Below are 18,374 nucleotides of genomic sequence, written 5' to 3'. Positions count from 1 at the left end.
AAGGGTGGATGTGAAAGTCAAGGCATTTGGACCAAAGAATTAAACTTCCTTGAAAGCATCCATAATGGCTTGCCATTCTTCATCTGTGCCTTCGAATTTGTCTTTGGCAAACCGCTCGTTAGCCCAGTGTAGCATAGCTGGTCGTCCGATGAAGGTGTGGCACTCTTCGCCCCATTGATCGGTTATTTCAGTTAGTACGATTTTACTGCCTTGTACCTCGACATTCAGCATGTTCCATTTATCTTTTTTGTAAATAACATGTTTCTTAAAAGGTTGATTTGACACTTGTTTTCCTCGTTTCTGCATTGAGCTCAAAGATATAAGTAATCGTACCACAAAAAGAGGCGATTTCCAAACAAGCCGCTGTCAATTTCTTGTTGCCTCCAATCACGGTCCCATGATAAAATCCTCCTAATCCTTTCCATAGGGAATGGGTTATGAGGCAGTTAGGCAAGGCCAAAGAGTCGAGCAGAGGAGAGATGAGCATGGAACAAAAGCGTGTTTATGAGCAAGTAGGGGTTGCGATGACCTCAAGATCGTACGCAGAATATGAGAAAATGTTTATGTTACAGACGGATAATTTAATGGGTAAGCGAGTCTTAGATGTTGCCGGCGGTGCGTCCTCGTTTACGGCAGAAACGCGGCAGCTAGGTATATTGTCAGAAGCGGTTGATCCTTTGTATGAGAAATCTACTGAGGCGATCGCTGAGCATGGTTTGCAAGAGATTGAGATTGTTGCAGCCAAAATGGAAAAATTAGTAGATGTGTATGATTGGACGTATTATGGTTCTGTTGACAAACACAAAGCTGGAAGAGTCAAAGGCCTCAAGCAGTTTTTAAATGATTTTTCGAGTAAGGATGCGACCTCTAGATATCATGCTGCTTGTCTTCCTTCACTTCCATTAGCAGAAGCGAGCTTTGACCTTGTTTTATGCAGTCATTTTCTCTTTCTATATGAAGAACAATTCGACTACGCTTTTCATCGGGCAGCTGTTAAGGAACTGCTTCGTGTCTGTAAGCTTGGCGGCGAAGTGCGTATTTATCCGTTATTAAATTTTCGGCAAGCCGAATATAGCAAGCTATCAGAATTAATTAATGAGCTCACAAATGAAGGATATTTGGTCCAAAAAAGGGAAGCCGGTCTGCCTTTTTTGCCGAATTCTCATCAATATTTATGCATATTTAAACACCCCTCTGCATAGTGGAAAACGTTGGTACATCAACAAATATTAGCTTATCCACACCGTTTTTTTCGTTGATTTATCACCTTGATAATGGTATAATTTCCTTATTCGTCATAGATGGCGATATTTTTAGGAGGTTGTTCATTTGAAGGGTACAGTTAAATGGTTTAACGCAGAAAAAGGCTACGGTTTCATTTCTGTTGATGGAGGCGACGATGTATTCGTTCACTTCTCCGCAATTCAGGGCGAAGGATTCAAAACATTAGAAGAAGGCCAATCCGTTGAGTTTGATATTACTCAAGGCAACCGTGGTCCTCAAGCAGCTAACGTCACCAAATTATAAGAAACTGGGACTTCCCACTTATAAATAGAGTGTCATAGCACAAACAACAAAAGACAGTTCCCGTATCTCTCGGGGCTGTCTTTTTTGCGTTAATTATACGAACATATCGACGATAAGCACGGTTCCAAAGGCAATAAACGAGAGCAGTGTCTCGAGTACCGTCCATGTTTTAAACGTTTCTTTGACTGTTAACCCGAGATATTCTTTGACCATCCAGAAGCCGGCGTCATTGACGTGAGAGAGCATGAGCGACCCAGCGCCCGTGGCGATTACGAGAAGCTCCAAATTCACGCCTGACATGTGCTCAACAATCGGCGAAACGATACCAGCCGCAGTCGTTAATGCGACGGTTGCCGAACCTGTTGCGACTCGGATTAATCCAGCAACCATGAAAGCTAGAACAATAGGAGAAAGGGAGATATTCTCGGCCATCTGAGCAATGGATGTACCGACGCCGCTCGCGATAAGGATCTGTTTAAACCCGCCGCCAGCACCGATAATTAAAATAATCGAACCTACAGGTAATAGGCATTCATGGGATAGCTTGCTGATATAGTTTTTATTCATTCCTTGGCGGATGCCTAAGAAGTAGAAGGCAGCAAAACATGAGATTAGAAGCGCAATAACCGAATTCCCAATGAAGACTAGGAATTTCATAAATCCGACTGGCAGTGATAGATAGGGTGCAACAACCGACAAGACCATCAATAAGACAGGCAATAAAATAATGAAAAACGAAATGCCGGCTCCTGGCAGTTTCTCAGGCTCTGTGCTTGCGCTGAGCAGCACGGGTTCATTCTCTGGAATTACACGTTTATGAACCCATTTAGCAAACAAAGGACCTGCAATGACCGCAGCTGGGATCGCAATGATGAGAGAGTAGATTAATACTTTTCCGATATCAGCTTTATAGATGCCGATGGCCGTCATAGCACCAGGATGCGGTGGTACAAGACCGTGGACAATAGATAATCCGGCGATGACAGGCAGGCCGATTAACAAAATATTTTGTTTCGTTGATTTGTGAATGGAAATAACCAAAGGCAGCAGCATGACAATCCCTACATCAAAAAATACAGGGATCCCTATAATAAAACCGGAGAGCAGCATGGCCCAAGGCAATCTTTTTTCACCAAAAACTCGTATAAAGAAATTGGCGACTTGTGTGCCTGCGCCTGAATCTGACATCATTTTCCCCAAAATCGTACCTAGCGCCAATATGCCAACTAAATGGCCTAAAACGTTTCCAACTCCGGTTTCATAGGCACCCACGATTTTATCCATGGATAACCCAGCCATAATCGCTAAGAACAAACTGGCAACGGTTAAACTAATAAACGCATGCCATTTCCACCAGGCTACTCCTAAAATAACAATCACAATCGCTAATAATGTAACCATTAATAGATACATATTCATATATAATCCCTCTTCTCATGGTGTAGTAAGCGCTATCAATGTATAGACGAGAAAAGGAAACTGCGTTTTCTCCATGTATCCTAACTGTCGTAATTGACTACATAGTTGTGCATGACCGTGTTGTAATATCCTTTGCTGAATTCGATCAGATCGCCTCGTTCATCATACGAATAACGTAATCTCTTCAATAGCGGGGTTCCTTCTTTTACATGCAAGATTTCTTCCACATAAGAAGGAGCAGTGGCAGCAGCAAACTCATCTCGATACTTTTCTAAGGCAATTCCGTTCTCCTCAAGCAATTCATACAAGGATTGATCATTCAAATCCGATTGTTCGATATTAGACATTTGCATGGATAGATAGTGGGAGTAGTGGATATAGGGTGTGTCATTCAAATGATAAAGACGCTCGATGAACAAGCAGTGCTCACCAAATAATTGATAAGGTTCTGTGCCTACATCATTCGTTACAATTTCAGCTCGCAATAATTGCTTGTGAATTTGATGGCCTTCTTCAACTAGAACTTCTGTGAAACGCTTCCATTTGGAAAGCTTGGATGTAGAAGCATTTCGTATAACCTTGGTCCCTTTGCCGCTGCTCTTTTCCAAATATCCTTCTTGGGCAAGTTCTTTGATGGCATTGCGAATGGTGATCTTACTCACATCGAATTCCTGCTCTAGCTGTGGCTCTGAAGGTATATTCATTCCCAAGGGATACACACCGTGTAAGATGCGATCCTTCAGGATATTCATGATTTGTAAATATAATGGTCTTTTATTGCGGGATAAATTCGCCAATCCAATCACTACCTTTCTACATCGCCTACGGCTTCCGTCATCGCACGAAGAATATCGCCTTCTGATGACATCGGAGTATCGCCTACAATCGTATGTGCAAGCATGCCGGCGGCCGCTGCAAACCCGACTGTTTTCTCCGGTGAAAATCCTTGGATTTCTCCGTGTACGATACCGCTCGTGAAGGCATCTCCTGCACCAATTCTATCATAGATAGAAAACGTGAGCAGATTAGAAAAGGTGAAGCTAGAGTCCTTATAGATAAATCCGCGCAAGGAATGTGTGTTGTCACCGTTAATGTTACGGTGTGTGCCTGCTATGACAGAGATCTGATATTGCTCCGCGACGGCTGGAATCAGCTCCATCAATTGTTCTTGACTTTCGATCTGATCGGTAGGCATACCGAGGGTAAACATCGCGTCTTTTTCATTCATCATGACAATGTCAGCCAGCTGCAGCATTTCCTCATAATGCGGTTTTGCCTTTGCATAGCCGCCTTCACCCCAATGTGCAGGACGATAGTTGCAATCGAAAACAACCGTGCCGCCATTCGCTTTGACCGCTCTCGCCAAATCTTTCATGTGCCGCCGCACATTATCATTCATGGCTAAGGTAATGCCGCAGAAATGGACAATATCGATATTTTTAGCGATTTCAGCGAAATGATAAGTACTTTCAGGTGCCGTGTTAAAGCTGCTTTCCTGACGGTTGGAGTACGTTACGCGGCTGGGCCGCGCACCGAATCCATTTTCTAAAAAATACATGCCCAAGTAGTTACCGCCTCGAACAATGAACGATTGAGAGATACCTAATTTTCGCAAATACGATTCTGCAGCATCTCCTACGGCATTAGCTGGCAATCTGGATATCAGGTGCCCGGTATGCCCTAAGCGAGCTAGCGCTGAGCTTACATTCACGCCAGTACCGGAGAAAGAATAATTCAAACTGCTAGCTTGGGATAAGAGTTCATACCCCGGCACCTGCAAGCGCATCATGACCTCTCCAAAAGCAGCAATTCGTTTAGCCACCATGATGATCAACCAGTTTCTTCATGATCCCCAGTAATTTACGGACATCTGAGGCTCTCGTCTTTCCAGTAGCATTGTCGATGATCGATGAATACACGTGTGGGATGACTTGCGGAACCTTAGCTTCCAGTGCGATACGCAGGATCGTTTCGAAATTATCCATGTCGATGCCGCCTGTTGGTTCTAATGCGAAACCTTCTTCTCCACATGCTTGCGCAACAGCGCGCAATTCGTCTTCGCAGCTTAAGCCGTTCATCGGGAAATATTTCAAGGCATTGCCGCCCATGTCGCGGACAAGCGCAATAGCTGTTTTGATAGGTACAATTGCAAGCTCGGATTGCGCAGCGCTTATTGGACCTGTTGAGATATTGACATAGCCAACGCGTCCAGTAGGGGACACCAAACTGTTAATCCAGCTATCTTGGTCGCCCAGATTGGCGCGTGTTGCACCTACGGCAGGGAATACTTGGTTAATGTGGCTGCCGGGATAGTGCTTCGCAATGGCTGCGACAACTGCAGCTTGACGATTATCGCCAGCGCCAAGTCCGATCGATACGGCTTCGTCAATGGCTTTTCCGTACTCTTTCATCGCTTCTACAGCTAATTCAACCGTAGGATAGTCTTTGGAAAGAACGCCAACAAGGACGTAACCCTCCGCTGCTTCAAATATCTCTTTAGCATTTTCTACACTATTAGCCAATACATTCAATGCCGCGCGGCCTTTGTAGAAACGTTTTGTAATGTTGGACATGTTAGTGGCCTCCTAGTAGTTTACGTATTTGAGCAGCGATAACCTCAATGTCATCGCTCTGAAGCGGACGTGGATCGATATCGAAATAGCCCTGTCTCACGCCATAATCGCGTGTGTAGATAGCAATCTCACCATTCTGCAGGCCTGCGACTACTTCCTTGGCCGTAGTGCCTGCTTGCTCAGGATCAATTTGAATGCGTGCGCGGAAAATCGCACGACCGGCTTCATCCTGTACAATGGTCACTTTTAAACCTTTTATTTCACTGAGAGGCATTAATACTTGCAAAGCTGCTTTTTCCTGTTCGCTTTTATCCTCTTTGACGCCGTACTCATCAAGCGCTTGAAGTAAGCCGAAGGTAGTTTCTTTGCCTACTTTCATACTTCGCCCAATTCCATACAGTTGTACTTTTACCCACTCGATAAAGCAACGCTTCCCGCCAATAATCCCTGAAGTTGGACCTTCAATGGCTTTTGAACCACTGTAGATGGCAAGATCTGAGTATTTTACGTACTTTTGAATATCTTCTTCTGCGGCTGCATCTACGATAAGCGGAACACCATTTCGCTTTGCAATCTCCCATGCTTCTTCAACAGAAATCATATTTTTTTGGACGGCATGATGGGATTTCACGTAAAGTATGGCAGCTGTAGTTTCAGTAATCGCATCTTCGATATGCTCAGCTTTACCCTCATTGGCGTAGCCAACTTCTACTAGCTTTCCGCCTCCCAAGTAGATCATTGTTTCAACGGGTGCTCCGTATTGGACATTGTGACCTTTGAGCATGATGATTTCGCTTTTGGGAATAGGCTCTTGATGCAGACGTTCACTCTTGCGACGATTCCCTTCAGTCACAACAGCTGCGATAGAGAGTGCGATGCCGCTTGAGGCGGAATTGACGACAACCGCAGCTTCGGAACCTAGGATATTAGCGATATAGTCGCCTGCTTTATCAACGAGATCTGCGATCTCAACGTAATTTTGCCCGCCATGCTTCATGGCTTCCATGACCGTATCAGTCGGAGCAGATACACCTAGAATGCTCATTCGTCCACTTGCATTGATGACACGCTTTAGATCATATTTAGCATTTAATGAGAGAGCCATTCACAACCACTCCTTTGGCTTGTAAGATTTGTTCTGCTATACGCTTGTCGCCTTCAGAATCAACAAGTTCAGTCGGTTCATTTTGAAGAACTGTAAACAGGGTTAGATTGGCAATGTCACCAATTTGAATTCGACCAAGTTCTGGCTTATTTAGCCAATTTGCTGCATGTGTGGTGACCGCTGCGATGACCTCTTCAAGGGAGTACCCTAAGTAAAGAAATTTCGAGAGTACATGGGACATACTATATACCGGACCGTTCAATCGGTTCCCGCGGTAGATGTCTGTACTGATGGTATCTAAACCGATATGATGTTGTTTCGCTGCTTCCGCAACTTTAAAGGAAAAGCTTGCCGTGCCGTGACCAACATCCAGATGCACGCCTCTTTCAATAGCTTCCGTAAACGCGTATAACGGCTTTCCATCCTCATCAAAAAGATTATTAGCTTTCCCATTCAGATAATGGGTAATGATATCTTTTTTCTCTAAAAGTGAAAGGATATCTTCGATACTCGGCGGTCCTGAACCGATATGAACCATCAATGGGAGAGAGGTTTCATGAGAAATTGCACGCGCAGCGAGCAAAGGTTCAATGCCGCAGTCACGAACAACACTTTTGCTTATTCTTGCCTTTAATCCAACAATGATATCTTTATATTGATTTACGGCTTGCACAGCCTTGTTCTTATCGATCCATGCCATGTTGGATAATTCATCGACTCTTTCCAAACCAATACGTGAAATGTTCAAAAAGGCAAACAAGTTCGTTTGGGCTCGTTCCCTACTTGCAGCTAAGTCTGCAATTCGGTCAGCACCGCAACTTCCTGCGTCTACAATGGTGGTTACACCTTGCTTGATTCCGATCTCATCGATTTCATCGCCGTAGGGATCAAAGTCAGGAAAAGCATGGGTGTGCAGATCAATCCAGCCACTCGAGACATAAACACCAGAATAATCAATGATCTGGTTCCCATGTCCGCTCCCAGATCTGGTTAAGTCAGCGATTTTCCCGTCTTCAATTACAATATCGAGACATTCTCCATTTACGTGCTTTACATTGTGCAATACGAATCTCTCTTGCATGTTTGTCACCTTTTTCTGCAATCAAATTATTAACGCTTACATTTAAGATTGCCTAGATATCTCCTCACATACATAGGAGAGAAGTGTGATTAGTTGTAAAGAATATAACGTTATAATGTTACAATAGCACAGAAAATTATCGAAGTAAATATAACGTTATAATGTTTAAAAAAATTAAATTTTTCCAAGAAATTAGCCATGGAATTTGATGATGAGAACATATAAGTAAAAGCCTATACAAGTCCTATGGGGGGAAGGAATTGTATAGGCTTTAAATTATCACTGAGGGAATAAACCATGCCATAAGATGTCGATGATTTGTTTAGCTGCTTCACTTTCACGCGGGAACATTTTATAGCTGATTCTGCATTACTTCATGGACACGTCGGCCATTCAGGGATTAATTCCGCTCTATGCGTTTGTTTTCCTCGTTGCCTTAGGAGAGGATTACAATATCTTCATGGTATCTAGCATATGGCAAGAGCGAAATCGCTTAAAGCTGAAGGATGCGATACGCCTAGGCGTCAGCCAAACGAGCAGTGTCATCACCTCTGCGGGCTTAATTCTCGCTGGAACGTTCGCAGTTCTAGCCTCACTGCCCATTCAAGTGCTTGTCCAATTCGGTGTTATCTGTGCAATCGGCGTTATCCTAGACACATTTATTGTTAGGCCATTCCTCGTACCTTCGATTACGATGCTGCTTGGAGAGGCGTCCTTCTGGCCGGGTAAAATCAAACAACAACCACAAGCCCAATATGAAAACAAACGCGCCTAAACAAAAGGAGCTGTCCGCAGAATGCGGCAGCTCCTTATTCGATCCTATTAGTCAATAATTTGAAGAATATCATCGACTTCTTTGCGTGCCAGTTTGCCTGGACGATCCTTCGGATAACCGAGGGCGATGACCATATTAATCTGACATTCTTCCGGGATGTCCAGATAAGTTCGGATTTGATCTTGGGCTAGCAGCACGGGGCCCGTCATCGGGCATGTTGCCAAGCCTCTAGCGTGCGCGGCGAGCATCAGGTTCTGAGAGGCTAAACAGGAGCTCTTAATGCCTTCTTCGGCCCATACGGTGTCATCGACGAGTTGAATCGGATCAAAAATACGATCACGGAACTTCGATTCATAAGGCGTTGCTAAGCAAATGATAAGAACGGGAGCATCGGAGAACGCTGTGGCGTAGGGACCGAATGATTTCACTAGCAAGCGTGCTTCTCGCGAAAGACCTTTTTCCTCGGCAGCCGACGCACGAAGATGCAGTTGGTCCCAGGTCAATTGTTCGATATGTTTGATTTTCTCTGTATTTCTTACCGCAATAAACTTCCAAGTTTGGGAATTCGTATCGCTGGGTGCATATCTGGCACAGTCGATAATTTCACGAATATCTTCCGTGGCAACTTCTTGTTCTGTAAAGTTTCGAACACTGCGGCGCTCGAGTACAATCGACTTAAAATCTTCATAATTCATAAAAAACAACTACCTGCCTTTGCTGCTTGAATTGTGCATATTTTGTTACTTGGTACTAAGACTTTATCGTTATTATAAAGCAGTTGTTATTGCAGCACAACCGTATCGCCTTCATTCAGACCTTTTAGCACTTCGGTTTTCTCAGGGGTTTCCAACCCAATCTCAATTTCACGGCGTTCTACGCCTTGAGCCGTTTGCAGCATCACGTAGTAGACTTCTTTCTCGTGAAGCACGGCTAATGTAGGTACGACAATAGTTTGTGGCTTTTTATCTGTTTCTATCGTGCCTGAGAGGCTGAGTCCGGCGATTAGCTGCTCATTTGGTTCTAATGAGATGGTAACTTCGAATTGAGCTGAACTCGTGCCTTGCTCCGTGCCAGACTTGGCAAACTTGGATACTTTTTCAACCTTACCTTGAAGCTTTTTCTGTTTGAGCGCGTCTACTTTTACTTGCACGAGCATATCTGGCTTAATTCGAAATACATCAAATTCACCAACCGTGCAAACCAACTGTAATCTCGTCAAATCTACGATTTTACCGATACGCACGCTTTCTTCGACAGACTTAGGAATTTTGGAGGAGTCTTCGAATAAGAAGATGCCATTCTCAGGCGCAACGAAGGAAGCTTGTTCTACTTTCTCTTGTTTCTTAGCCAATTGCAATTGAATGGATTGATCATTGACCGCATTCAACTGTTCTTGAATTTTACGTCCTTCTGACGCGGCGAAGCGCTGGCGGGCATCATCTTCACTAACAGCACCTGCAGCGACAGTATCCCCCCCAGGCCCAGCAGCTTTGAAATTGGCTAAGTCGGCTTCCAACTTTTGTTTCTTCAAGTTTGATTGTAGTGCTGCAATTTCACTTCTTAGCGGAGTGGCATCAAGCTCAAACAACTGCTGCCCCTTTTTTACTTGAGCCCCGTCAGTTATGTGCCAGGCTTTTATTTCGCCGGTGAAGGGGGCGTAGACGCGAGTCTCCTTCTCATAAGAAGACTTTCCTTTCACTTCAATGCTATTAACAAGATCTTCTTTTGTAACTTTGAATTGTAGGGCATTGAACGCAGCACCTGCGTCGGCATTCTTTGTATTCATTTGATTAGGATGGCTTGATATGTATAGAATGCTGCTAATGCCGCAGACAATGACTGCCGTTAGAATTAGCATCCATGTTTTCTTTTTCCTCATGCTAAACAATCTCCTATTCTCGTTTAATTGCGGTTAGCGCATCGGTTCGAGAAGCTTTAACTGCAGGGTATAGACCCGAAAGAACGCCCGTCATAATTGCAAAAAACATGCCGACTGGAAGAATCCATAAGCTTATAAATAAAATTTCCACGGGATCCCCTCTATTGGAACCAAATCGGATAATGATCAAATTAATTCCCCAAATGACCCAATAAGAGAGCAAAATACCTACAAAGCCGCCTAGCATGCCTAGAAGCGAAGATTCCACGATAAACATATTGCGGATTTGTTTCAAATTCGCGCCAAGTACTTTCATGATTCCAATCTGTCGCCTGCGCTGATGAGTGGACATTGTCATCGCGACCACGATGGATATGGAAGCTACGAAGAGAACAAAAAGGCCAACACCGGTGAGCAGCAATCTAACAATGGCAAATTCGCCTTTCATGCGATCTTCTTGATACAAATTAGTCTGTGTTGTGAGTTGAAGTTTTTTAATCATTTCATCAACTTGTTTCACATTCATACTGCTATCAACTTTGACTCTAACTTCTGAATATTGAACATGTCTATTCGTTGAGGACTTATTTTGGGCTTGTAGAATTTTGAGTCCTGTTTCAGGGGAGACATAGGCGGATTTGTTCCCTTGCAGCATGGATTCTGGCAATCCATCGGGCTTTTTCAGTACGCCAATGACGCGAACTGTCACCTCATTTGGTTGAGTTGTAGTCCCTGATTGGTTACCTGACTGCTCTTGGTTATTATTCGATTTCAATGAAATTTGCTTTTGATATAGAGGGTAAGGAATAGCACCCATTTGACGATAGGTTTCGGACTGTTCCTTGCTAGGATTTTGCTGCATAAGTTTATTACGTACTTCCTGCGTCTTTACATCCAAGACACCAAGTGTAGCTCCATAATTGAGGACGATATTATTATCCTGATCACTAGCCCCTCCTTGTTGGAACTTGGAGTCAAAGTCCTCTAAAGTACTCAACTCCGTTGCCTTGAGATTAAGGTAGCTTTGTTTGCCGTCATCGACAGTGAAGCTGAATTGCCCTAAATCTTGAAAACTAGCAACCGATTTAACATGAGGAAAGGTACGAATGAGATCGAGCTTACTTGACGTAACTTTAGAAGGACTGTTAGGATCGCTGTTTTGGTCAACGATTGTAATTTCATCGGTTTTGAGATAGAAGCTCATTTGCTTCTGACTGTAGTGTTGAATTGATTCGCCAAAGCCAAGAGCAACCATGATGGAAGCCGAGCCAATGGCAATTCCGACGGTACAAAGCGCTGTCACAACCTTGCGTCGCTGCAGTTGATCCCAGCCAAGGCGAAGGTAATCCTTAAGTTTCATCCGGTTTCACCTTCCTGCTCATTTCCTTCCAGTAAATAACCATCTCGAAGTTGCAAAATGCGCTGCGTTCTGCGAGCAACTTCATGCTCATGGGTAACAATAACGAACGTAATGCCATTCTGGTTCAAGTCAATGAGGAGATCGATGATCTCTTTCTCCGTCTTCGTATCCAGATTACCTGTAGGTTCGTCGGCAAATACGATAGCGGGCTTCGTTATCAAGGAGCGAGCGATACTGACACGTTGTTGTTGTCCTCCAGATAGCTGTGACGGAAACATATCTGACTTATCCCCGATACCGACCTGCTGTAAGAGAGCCATCGCTCTTTGTTTACGTTCTTGACTTGCGACACTTTGGAATACGAGTGGTAATTCCACATTCTCACGAACGGTTAAATGTGGTATTAATTCATAAGATTGGAAGATAAATCCGATATGAGTCCGCCGAAATTCCGCCAAGCGGTTTTCGCTCATTTTTTCAATGGCCTGTCCAGCGATTAAAATACTGCCACGGGTGGGCTTCATTAGGCCTGCCATCAAGTTTAGCAGTGTTGATTTCCCAGAGCCTGAACTGCCGAGCAGAGCAACCATTTCTCCTTGCTCTACGCGGAAATTCAGCTCATGAAGAACGGGAGTTTCTTCTTGGCCTGTGCGGAAGCTGTGAGACAACCGTTCAATGGCTAACACGTGATCAACCCTTTCAATTTAAAACTTATCGACCACTAGGCATACTTTCACTTTCATCGTTTTGAAAAATATGAGTGCCCAGAAATCCAATAGCCGCGACGATCGATAAGCAAGCTGCAATAACATAGACTGTGCTTCCACCAGCTAGATCAAAAATCCAACCGCCTAACGTGCCGCTAATTAGTCCCGCAATACTAGACCATGCAACAGCGAAAATGGCTTGCCCAGAGGAACGATACTCATCCGGAATAATTTGACTAATATAGCGATTAGCCGTGAATAAGAAGATACCAAATGTTAAACTGTGCAACAATTGAACTCCAATGACCCATGTAGGATCTTGAATTGAACCCATAATGAAGAAACGCACGGCATATATGATTCCGGCAAAGGCAAGCAGGGGTAATTCTTTGAACCTATGTCCATGCTTGCTCAGAAAGAAAAACACCGGAATTTCACTAAGAGCCGATGTCATCCAAGCATAGCCAATCAAAGAGGCAGATGCCCCAAGCTGGCGCATGTACAAGGCTAGGAATCCATCGTTGAAACGATGTGAAACGGACATAATAATAACTAACACTAAGAACCAGATGAACTTCTTGGAACGAATGATATTGAGCATGCCCCCGAATGCCATCTTCTTGCCACCTTGACGCGCATCTTTTAATAAAAAGACAATGACTAACGTGCTACTAATGGTAAATAGGCATAATATTGGCGTGAGTCCAGTACCGTAGTGTCTAAGAATTAATCCAAAACCTCCGGCAGATACAGCAAAACCAATGGATCCCCAGACGCGGAAGGAGGCGTAGCTCTTACCGCTATCTCGAATACTTAGCATTAACTGGCTGTCATTCAATGAATTTACGGGCTGCTGAAAGAAGAAAAACATCGCTAAGCATATGTACAGCAGGGAGAACCAGCCCGCAGTAAATACCAAGATGGCCGTGATAAGCTGCCCAATAATCAGAATGATCATGATTTTCTTAACCGTTTGGAAGCGATCACTAAGGAATCCCCACAGCAAGTTGGTCGCTATCCCAATCAGTGGTCCAATGGCATACAGCAAACCGATTTGAAGCTTGGAATATCCTTTGTAATCAAAGTAAAGCGGGAAAAAAGTAACGACAATCCCCATCGTCATAAAAAAGGAAAACGTGAACAATTTGAGTAGGTGGTCTTGCGGCTTTGTAGGTATAGACGTTTTCATCTGTAGTTATCACTCGATTTCTTTACAAATTTTCTGTAGAAAAATTCGTTTGTCCATTTTCGGATGTTCGTTTGAGTATTAAGAACACAACAAGAAGCTCAGCCAGCATGCCAACCGATTGCGCGAGAGCACCGATCAAACCATTCCAGCCGGGTACATTAGAGATGGCGATGAATAAAGTTAACACGGTAACGATAGCATTCGCCGTTTGAGAGAAAACCATGATTTTCGTTTGGCCTCTCAGCATAATAATACCGTTCATGTAATCCAGCCACGGAAATACAAGCGTCATGATCATAAATATACGCATGGCAAGTAAGCTTGCATGCATCAGTTCGGAATTAACACCCATGACATGAGTCATAAACCAAGGTCCGAGAGCTGTATAGGCAAGAATAGCGATAAGTGCTCCTGGAATAAAGCTAAGAAGGATGACGAAACGGACGACAGTTCTAGCATCTTTGCGATAGAAATTCAAAACAATTTGATGAATGTAAGAAAAGAAACTCAAAACCAATTGAGTCAAGGAGCCGGCAATGGCATAAGAGGAGATCGCTAAATGTATATGCGTTGTTTTACCTAGTATGGCATTTATGGCAGGTCCAATGATGACGGCAATGATCGAAGAATACAGAAGGGGCTTATAGAAGCTGAAAATTTGTTGTTTGGTTTCAATCAGATGATCAGGTGCCTTCTCTGGAATAACGGTTCGAAGTAAGTTAGTTCCTTCCCATATAGCAACCATAGCCTCAATAATCATTCCCACTAAGAAAATAATGGCGCCAACACGGCCACTAGAAACATTATCTGTCGTAATAAAATATAACGATAACAAATACATAGCGACGATTCGAACGCACATACCAATGGTCAACCATTTGGTCCGCATATTAAAAATAATTATACCGTGAAATAAGCACCGCAGTCCTGAGAAAATGCTAACGAACATCAAGATGCGATAAACACTAAGTGTAGTGTCTAATAATTCACGTTCAACTCCAAAAAAATAAAGAAATACCCATTCTCCAACAGGCGTATAACATAAAATAAGACCAATTAGAACGATGCACGCAAATACATAGGAACTAACCGCTGCCATGGCTCGAAATGAGATGCGGTCTCTTACAAGTGCTGAGCAAGCTTGTCGCAGTAAAACAACGGGTCTTTCGGTAAGGCCAAGTAAGCTTAAAGGCAGCGCATAGCTGGCAATGACCACTTCCGGATTATCGGCCCTGGCCAAGGTGCTGTTAATAATAACATGCGAGAGGGTAACTAAAGTTGCTGAAAGGCCGAGGGGGAGGAAAAAGGAGATGAGCTGTTTCCATGAGATGTTTTCTTTTATTGTCTTAGCGGTCATCCAAATCGCACTCCTTAGAGTTTTGCTTTAGCAAAACTGGCTTCGTAAGAGTAACTCTTACTAAAAATTCCCTTTTAAAAACGTTATTTAAGTATACCAGAAAATGAAATCAGGTTGACATACAATTTTAACTGGAAACCCAAGGTTTGAAGTGATACATTTAAAGGTAGAATGTTTCTTGAACAAGTCGCAGCCAGTTTTTACTGCAAGGAGGTTTAACAGAAGAATGAGCTGCTATTTTCATTATGATGCCAGACTCGGAATTGAGATTCCCGTGTTAGAAACGGAGTGGGACTCTTATCCGCCCAGTGTGCGTGTTGATATTTTATTACATTGGGAACAAATTCGCGGTGCAATACCTGACCGTATTATGAAGCTAGAGACGACGATTATTTACAAACAAAATCAGCTGGACAAGGAAGACGATTTTCCCACATCATGCCGTTTGAATTCCGAAATTGCTGACTTAGCTTCTATCATAAATGATCTTCATCTTTGGTTCCGGGCGAATCAGGAATTGGAATCGAAAACCCACCAATAATGGTTGTCAATGAAGGGAGAATGACTGCATGCATAGCAATAAGGATGGGGATAACTGGCTGGAAGCTATTGCAAAGCCGCTCTTGGAGCATCTACCTGCTTTATATCCGATAGAAGAGTGGGATGGAAGTATGGATGCACGCATTGAAGCGCTTGTCCCAGCTATGATGACCCAAGGTAGTCCGGGGCAAGAGTCTTATGGATTGGCGATTAAAGCGGGCCTTTTTTTACTGAATGAGAGTTTAGATAAATCCCATGATATTGCCCAGGAAATCACGAATGCAACAGGCAGCTACTGGCATGCTCTGATGCATCGGATGGAGGGGGACTACAGCAATGCGAAGTATTGGTTCAACGATGTCGGTCATCATCCTATTTTCTCTAACTTACTACAACGTGTGAGTGAATATTTGACAGTAAAAGACTTAGCGGATTTGGACAATGAAGCCCTTCGTCAGAAGCTTGAAGTGCTTATTACTTCTCCGGAATGGATCCCTTGTGTATTCATTGATATCGTAGAGTTACAAGTATCCCTGGTTCAAAATCCTATTGTTGATCAATGGTTACGGCATATTCAACGATATGAAATGCAGTTATTGTTGCAGTATTGCTATGAACAAAGTTGTGGAGGAAGTCTGCTTGAAGCAATTGGACAAAAGTAGCACAAAGGTTCCACAAGGCCCAATAAGATTAATGGTCAGGGTGTACCGATATATTTTACCGGACGTAAGCGATCAGCTTTCCATATGGAAATCAAAGGCGGAGAATATCCCAGATAGCGAGCTGCGTACCCAAGCATTAGCCAGCATCGCAACGAAACAATTTCATTGTCAAGGTGGCGCTGTTTATGCGGCTGCTAATTTGTCGATGCGTCATGTACTCATCCCGCTCATTGTTGCGTTTCAAACGATTAGCGACTATTTAGACAATCTATGTGATCGCAGTACATCCTTGGATCCCCAGGATTTCCGTCAATTACACCAATCGATGTTGGATGCCGTTGATCCTTCTAAGCCTTTGAACGATTATTATGCATACAGACAAGAGAAAGAGGACGGAAACTATTTAACAGATCTCGTCCAAAAGTGTCAGTCTTGTATTAGTCTGCTTCCGTCATATGCTCAAGTAGCCGATCAGGTGCGAGATTTCGTGGCCTTATACTGCGACTTACAAGTGTACAAGCATATTCGGAAGGATATGCGGGAGCCTGAGCTTCATCAGTGGTGGGATCAACATCATCATAGGTATAGCCAAATTTCTTGGAATGAATTTGCAGCAGCAACAGGTTCAACGTTAGGCATGTTTATGCTTTTCCTTGCGGCTTGTGATCCTCATTTGAGTGAAAAGCAGGTCGATTCGATACGGGAGGCTTATTTCCCCTATGTGTGCGGGCTGCATATTCTACTTGATTATTTAATCGACCAGGAAGAAGATATCTTGGGTGGAGACCTGAACTTTTGCAGTTATTATGAATCTATGGAAGCAACCGTTGAGAGAATTGCCTTTATCGTGCAAGAGGCTCGCAGCAAAATTTTGTTCTTGGAACATCCGCGATTTCATCGTATGATAATCGAAGGTTTGCTTGCGCTCTATTTGTCGGATCCAAAGGTCAACGGCCAACAGCAAGTGAAGAAAATATCGAAGCGTCTTATGAAAAATAGTCCATTAACCCGGTTATTTTTCTGGCTAAATAGCATGTACATCCGTACGTCATCATGAATGACATTCAGAAGAATTTGAAGGAGGAAATGAAATGTCAGCAGTAAAATCAATTGCCGTTCTAACAAGCGGCGGAGACTCTCAGGGAATGAACGCGGCCGTCCGTGCGGTTGTAAGAAGCGCATTATTCCATGGTCTCGAGGTCTATGCGGTACAACGTGGCTACCATGGTTTAATTAACGATGATATTCGCCAAATGGATTTGCGCAGCGTTGGGGATATCATTCAACGTGGGGGGACTATTCTACAAACCGCTCGCTGCAAAGAGTTTTTAACGCTAGAAGGCCAACAAATTGCAGCTGAAAACTTACGTAAACGCGGTATCGATGGATTGGTCGTTATTGGTGGAGATGGATCTTATCAAGGTGCCAATAAGCTAAGCAAATTGGGCATCAAAACGATGGGTCTGCCTGGTACAATTGACAACGACATCCCATTCACTGACTTTACTATCGGTTTTGATACAGCAGTAAGCATTGTTGTGGATGCGATCAATAAGCTTCGTGATACCATGACATCGCATGAACGTTCATCCGTCGTAGAAGTCATGGGGCGTCATTGCGGTGAGATCGCTCTCTATGCTGGACTAGCAAGCGGTGCGGAAACGATTATCGTTCCTGAGGTTGAGGTCGACATTAATGAAGTAGCTAACCGTATGAAGGATAACTTCTCCCATGGCAAACGTCATAGTATCATTCTCGTTGCTGAAGGAGCGGGAACCGGTGATGGGATTGCTAAACAAATTAATGAGTCTGTTGGTATTGAGCCTCGCGTAACTGTTCTTGGCCATATCCAACGCGGCGGGGCTCCTACGCACAATGACCGAATCTTGGCAAGCCGTCTCGGTGATTTCGCTGTACGTAAGCTTATGGAAGGCGATTCTTCCAAAGCATGCGGTGTGATCAAAGGGGAATTAGTAGCTACTGATATTGATTTAGTTGTCAATACAAAGCGTCCTTTTAATACAGAACTTTATGAATTGGCAAGTCGTTTATCCCAGTAGGTCTACATTGGAACAAACGCTATTGACCTGTATCATATCTTCGTTTATAATATCGAACAAATACAAAGCGACATTAGGTCTGTGAAGAGCTTCCAACTCGGAGACGTTCATGATCGGTAAGGCGCAGGATACTTCGCTTT

Annotated in this window: 19 protein-coding genes and 1 pseudogene; 7 read left to right on the top strand and 13 right to left on the bottom strand. The window is 43.6% G+C overall.

Annotation, left to right across the window (positions count from 1 at the left end; all coding sequences use genetic code 11):
* Nucleotides 1-39: 39 nt before the first annotated feature.
* Complete coding sequence (locus ASD40_RS31205) at nt 40-306, bottom strand: hypothetical protein (protein ID WP_052229206.1); 267 nt, start codon at nt 304-306, stop codon at nt 40-42.
* 179 nt (nt 307-485) lie between these two features.
* On the opposite strand from ASD40_RS31205, the gene ASD40_RS31200 reads away from it, so the two are divergent.
* Together ASD40_RS31200 and ASD40_RS31195 are read left to right on the top strand one after the other, a co-directional pair.
* Complete coding sequence (locus ASD40_RS31200; protein WP_057306998.1) at nt 486-1,202, top strand: methyltransferase domain-containing protein; 717 nt, start codon at nt 486-488, stop codon at nt 1,200-1,202.
* A 127-nt stretch (nt 1,203-1,329) separates the two neighbouring features.
* Nucleotides 1,330-1,527 carry a cold shock domain-containing protein gene (locus tag ASD40_RS31195; protein ID WP_028556542.1) on the top strand — a complete coding sequence of 66 codons (198 nt, stop codon included), beginning with the start codon at nt 1,330-1,332 and terminating at the stop codon, nt 1,525-1,527.
* Nucleotides 1,528-1,620: 93 nt separating this feature from the next.
* On the opposite strand, the gene ASD40_RS31190 is transcribed toward ASD40_RS31195, so the two are convergent.
* From ASD40_RS31190 to ASD40_RS31165, 6 genes are all read right to left on the bottom strand, one after another.
* Nucleotides 1,621-2,946 (bottom strand): GntP family permease, encoded by a 1,326-nt coding sequence (locus tag ASD40_RS31190; protein ID WP_057306997.1) that lies wholly within the window; start codon nt 2,944-2,946, stop codon nt 1,621-1,623.
* 80 nt (nt 2,947-3,026) lie between these two features.
* A complete protein-coding gene (locus ASD40_RS31185) occupies nt 3,027-3,743 on the bottom strand; it encodes a GntR family transcriptional regulator (protein ID WP_442952748.1) in 717 nt (238 codons plus the stop codon).
* An 8-nt stretch (nt 3,744-3,751) separates the two neighbouring features.
* A complete protein-coding gene (locus tag ASD40_RS31180) occupies nt 3,752-4,768 on the bottom strand; it encodes a sugar kinase (RefSeq protein WP_057307110.1) in 1,017 nt (338 codons plus the stop codon).
* The gene (gene dagF / locus ASD40_RS31175; RefSeq protein ID WP_057306996.1) at nt 4,761-5,519 is read right to left on the bottom strand and encodes a 2-dehydro-3-deoxy-phosphogluconate aldolase; all 759 of its coding nucleotides are present in this window, start codon (nt 5,517-5,519) and stop codon (nt 4,761-4,763) included. Before dagF ends, ASD40_RS31180 begins: the two co-directional genes overlap by 8 nt.
* Nucleotide 5,520: 1 nt before the next feature.
* Nucleotides 5,521-6,624, bottom strand: a complete 1,104-nt coding sequence (locus ASD40_RS31170) for a DgaE family pyridoxal phosphate-dependent ammonia lyase (RefSeq protein ID WP_057306995.1) — start codon at nt 6,622-6,624, stop codon at nt 5,521-5,523.
* Nucleotides 6,602-7,705: an amidohydrolase/deacetylase family metallohydrolase gene (locus ASD40_RS31165; protein ID WP_057306994.1), complete on the bottom strand. Its 1,104-nt coding sequence runs from the start codon at nt 7,703-7,705 to the stop codon at nt 6,602-6,604. Before ASD40_RS31165 ends, ASD40_RS31170 begins: the two co-directional genes overlap by 23 nt.
* Before the next feature lie 358 nt (nt 7,706-8,063).
* On the opposite strand from ASD40_RS31165, the pseudogene ASD40_RS31160 reads away from it, so the two are divergent.
* Nucleotides 8,064-8,480: pseudogene (locus ASD40_RS31160) on the top strand (MMPL family transporter); the annotation flags it as partial.
* 47 nt (nt 8,481-8,527) lie between these two features.
* Here ASD40_RS31160 and ASD40_RS31155 read toward each other — a convergent pair.
* From ASD40_RS31155 to ASD40_RS31130, 6 genes are all read right to left on the bottom strand, one after another.
* Nucleotides 8,528-9,175, bottom strand: coding sequence for a nitroreductase family protein (locus ASD40_RS31155; RefSeq protein WP_057306992.1), 648 nt, complete (start codon nt 9,173-9,175; stop codon nt 8,528-8,530).
* A gap of 86 nt (nt 9,176-9,261) precedes the next feature.
* Nucleotides 9,262-10,359 carry an efflux RND transporter periplasmic adaptor subunit gene (locus tag ASD40_RS31150; RefSeq protein WP_057306991.1) on the bottom strand — a complete coding sequence of 366 codons (1,098 nt, stop codon included), beginning with the start codon at nt 10,357-10,359 and terminating at the stop codon, nt 9,262-9,264.
* A 13-nt stretch (nt 10,360-10,372) separates the two neighbouring features.
* Entirely contained in the window at nt 10,373-11,719 is a 1,347-nt protein-coding gene (locus ASD40_RS31145) for an ABC transporter permease (RefSeq protein ID WP_057306990.1), read from the bottom strand.
* Nucleotides 11,716-12,405, bottom strand: a complete 690-nt coding sequence (locus ASD40_RS31140; RefSeq protein ID WP_057306989.1) for an ABC transporter ATP-binding protein — start codon at nt 12,403-12,405, stop codon at nt 11,716-11,718. Before ASD40_RS31140 ends, ASD40_RS31145 begins: the two co-directional genes overlap by 4 nt.
* Nucleotides 12,406-12,430: 25 nt before the next feature.
* Nucleotides 12,431-13,615 (bottom strand): MFS transporter, encoded by a 1,185-nt coding sequence (locus ASD40_RS31135; RefSeq protein WP_057306988.1) that lies wholly within the window; start codon nt 13,613-13,615, stop codon nt 12,431-12,433.
* Nucleotides 13,616-13,637: 22 nt separating this feature from the next.
* A complete protein-coding gene (locus tag ASD40_RS31130; protein ID WP_057306987.1) occupies nt 13,638-14,972 on the bottom strand; it encodes a hypothetical protein in 1,335 nt (444 codons plus the stop codon).
* A gap of 226 nt (nt 14,973-15,198) precedes the next feature.
* On the opposite strand from ASD40_RS31130, the gene ASD40_RS31125 reads away from it, so the two are divergent.
* From ASD40_RS31125 to pfkA, 4 genes are read left to right on the top strand one after another with little or no spacing between them, the layout of a single operon-like run.
* Nucleotides 15,199-15,513, top strand: coding sequence for a hypothetical protein (locus tag ASD40_RS31125; RefSeq protein ID WP_057306986.1), 315 nt, complete (start codon nt 15,199-15,201; stop codon nt 15,511-15,513).
* A 28-nt stretch (nt 15,514-15,541) separates the two neighbouring features.
* Entirely contained in the window at nt 15,542-16,174 is a 633-nt protein-coding gene (locus ASD40_RS31120; protein ID WP_057306985.1) for a hypothetical protein, read from the top strand.
* Between the two features lie 31 nt (nt 16,175-16,205).
* Nucleotides 16,206-17,231, top strand: a complete 1,026-nt coding sequence (locus tag ASD40_RS31115) for a tetraprenyl-beta-curcumene synthase family protein (RefSeq protein WP_082562577.1) — start codon at nt 16,206-16,208, stop codon at nt 17,229-17,231.
* Nucleotides 17,232-17,265: 34 nt separating this feature from the next.
* Complete coding sequence (gene pfkA / locus ASD40_RS31110; protein WP_057306983.1) at nt 17,266-18,234, top strand: 6-phosphofructokinase; 969 nt, start codon at nt 17,266-17,268, stop codon at nt 18,232-18,234.
* Nucleotides 18,235-18,374: the final 140 nt, after the last annotated feature.

The sequence above is a fragment of the Paenibacillus sp. Root444D2 genome, assembly GCF_001426375.1.
Lineage (GTDB): Bacteria > Bacillota > Bacilli > Paenibacillales > NBRC-103111 > Paenibacillus_E.
Note: the sequence above shows the minus strand (reverse complement) of the source record. Positions and strands in the feature narration are given on the sequence as shown.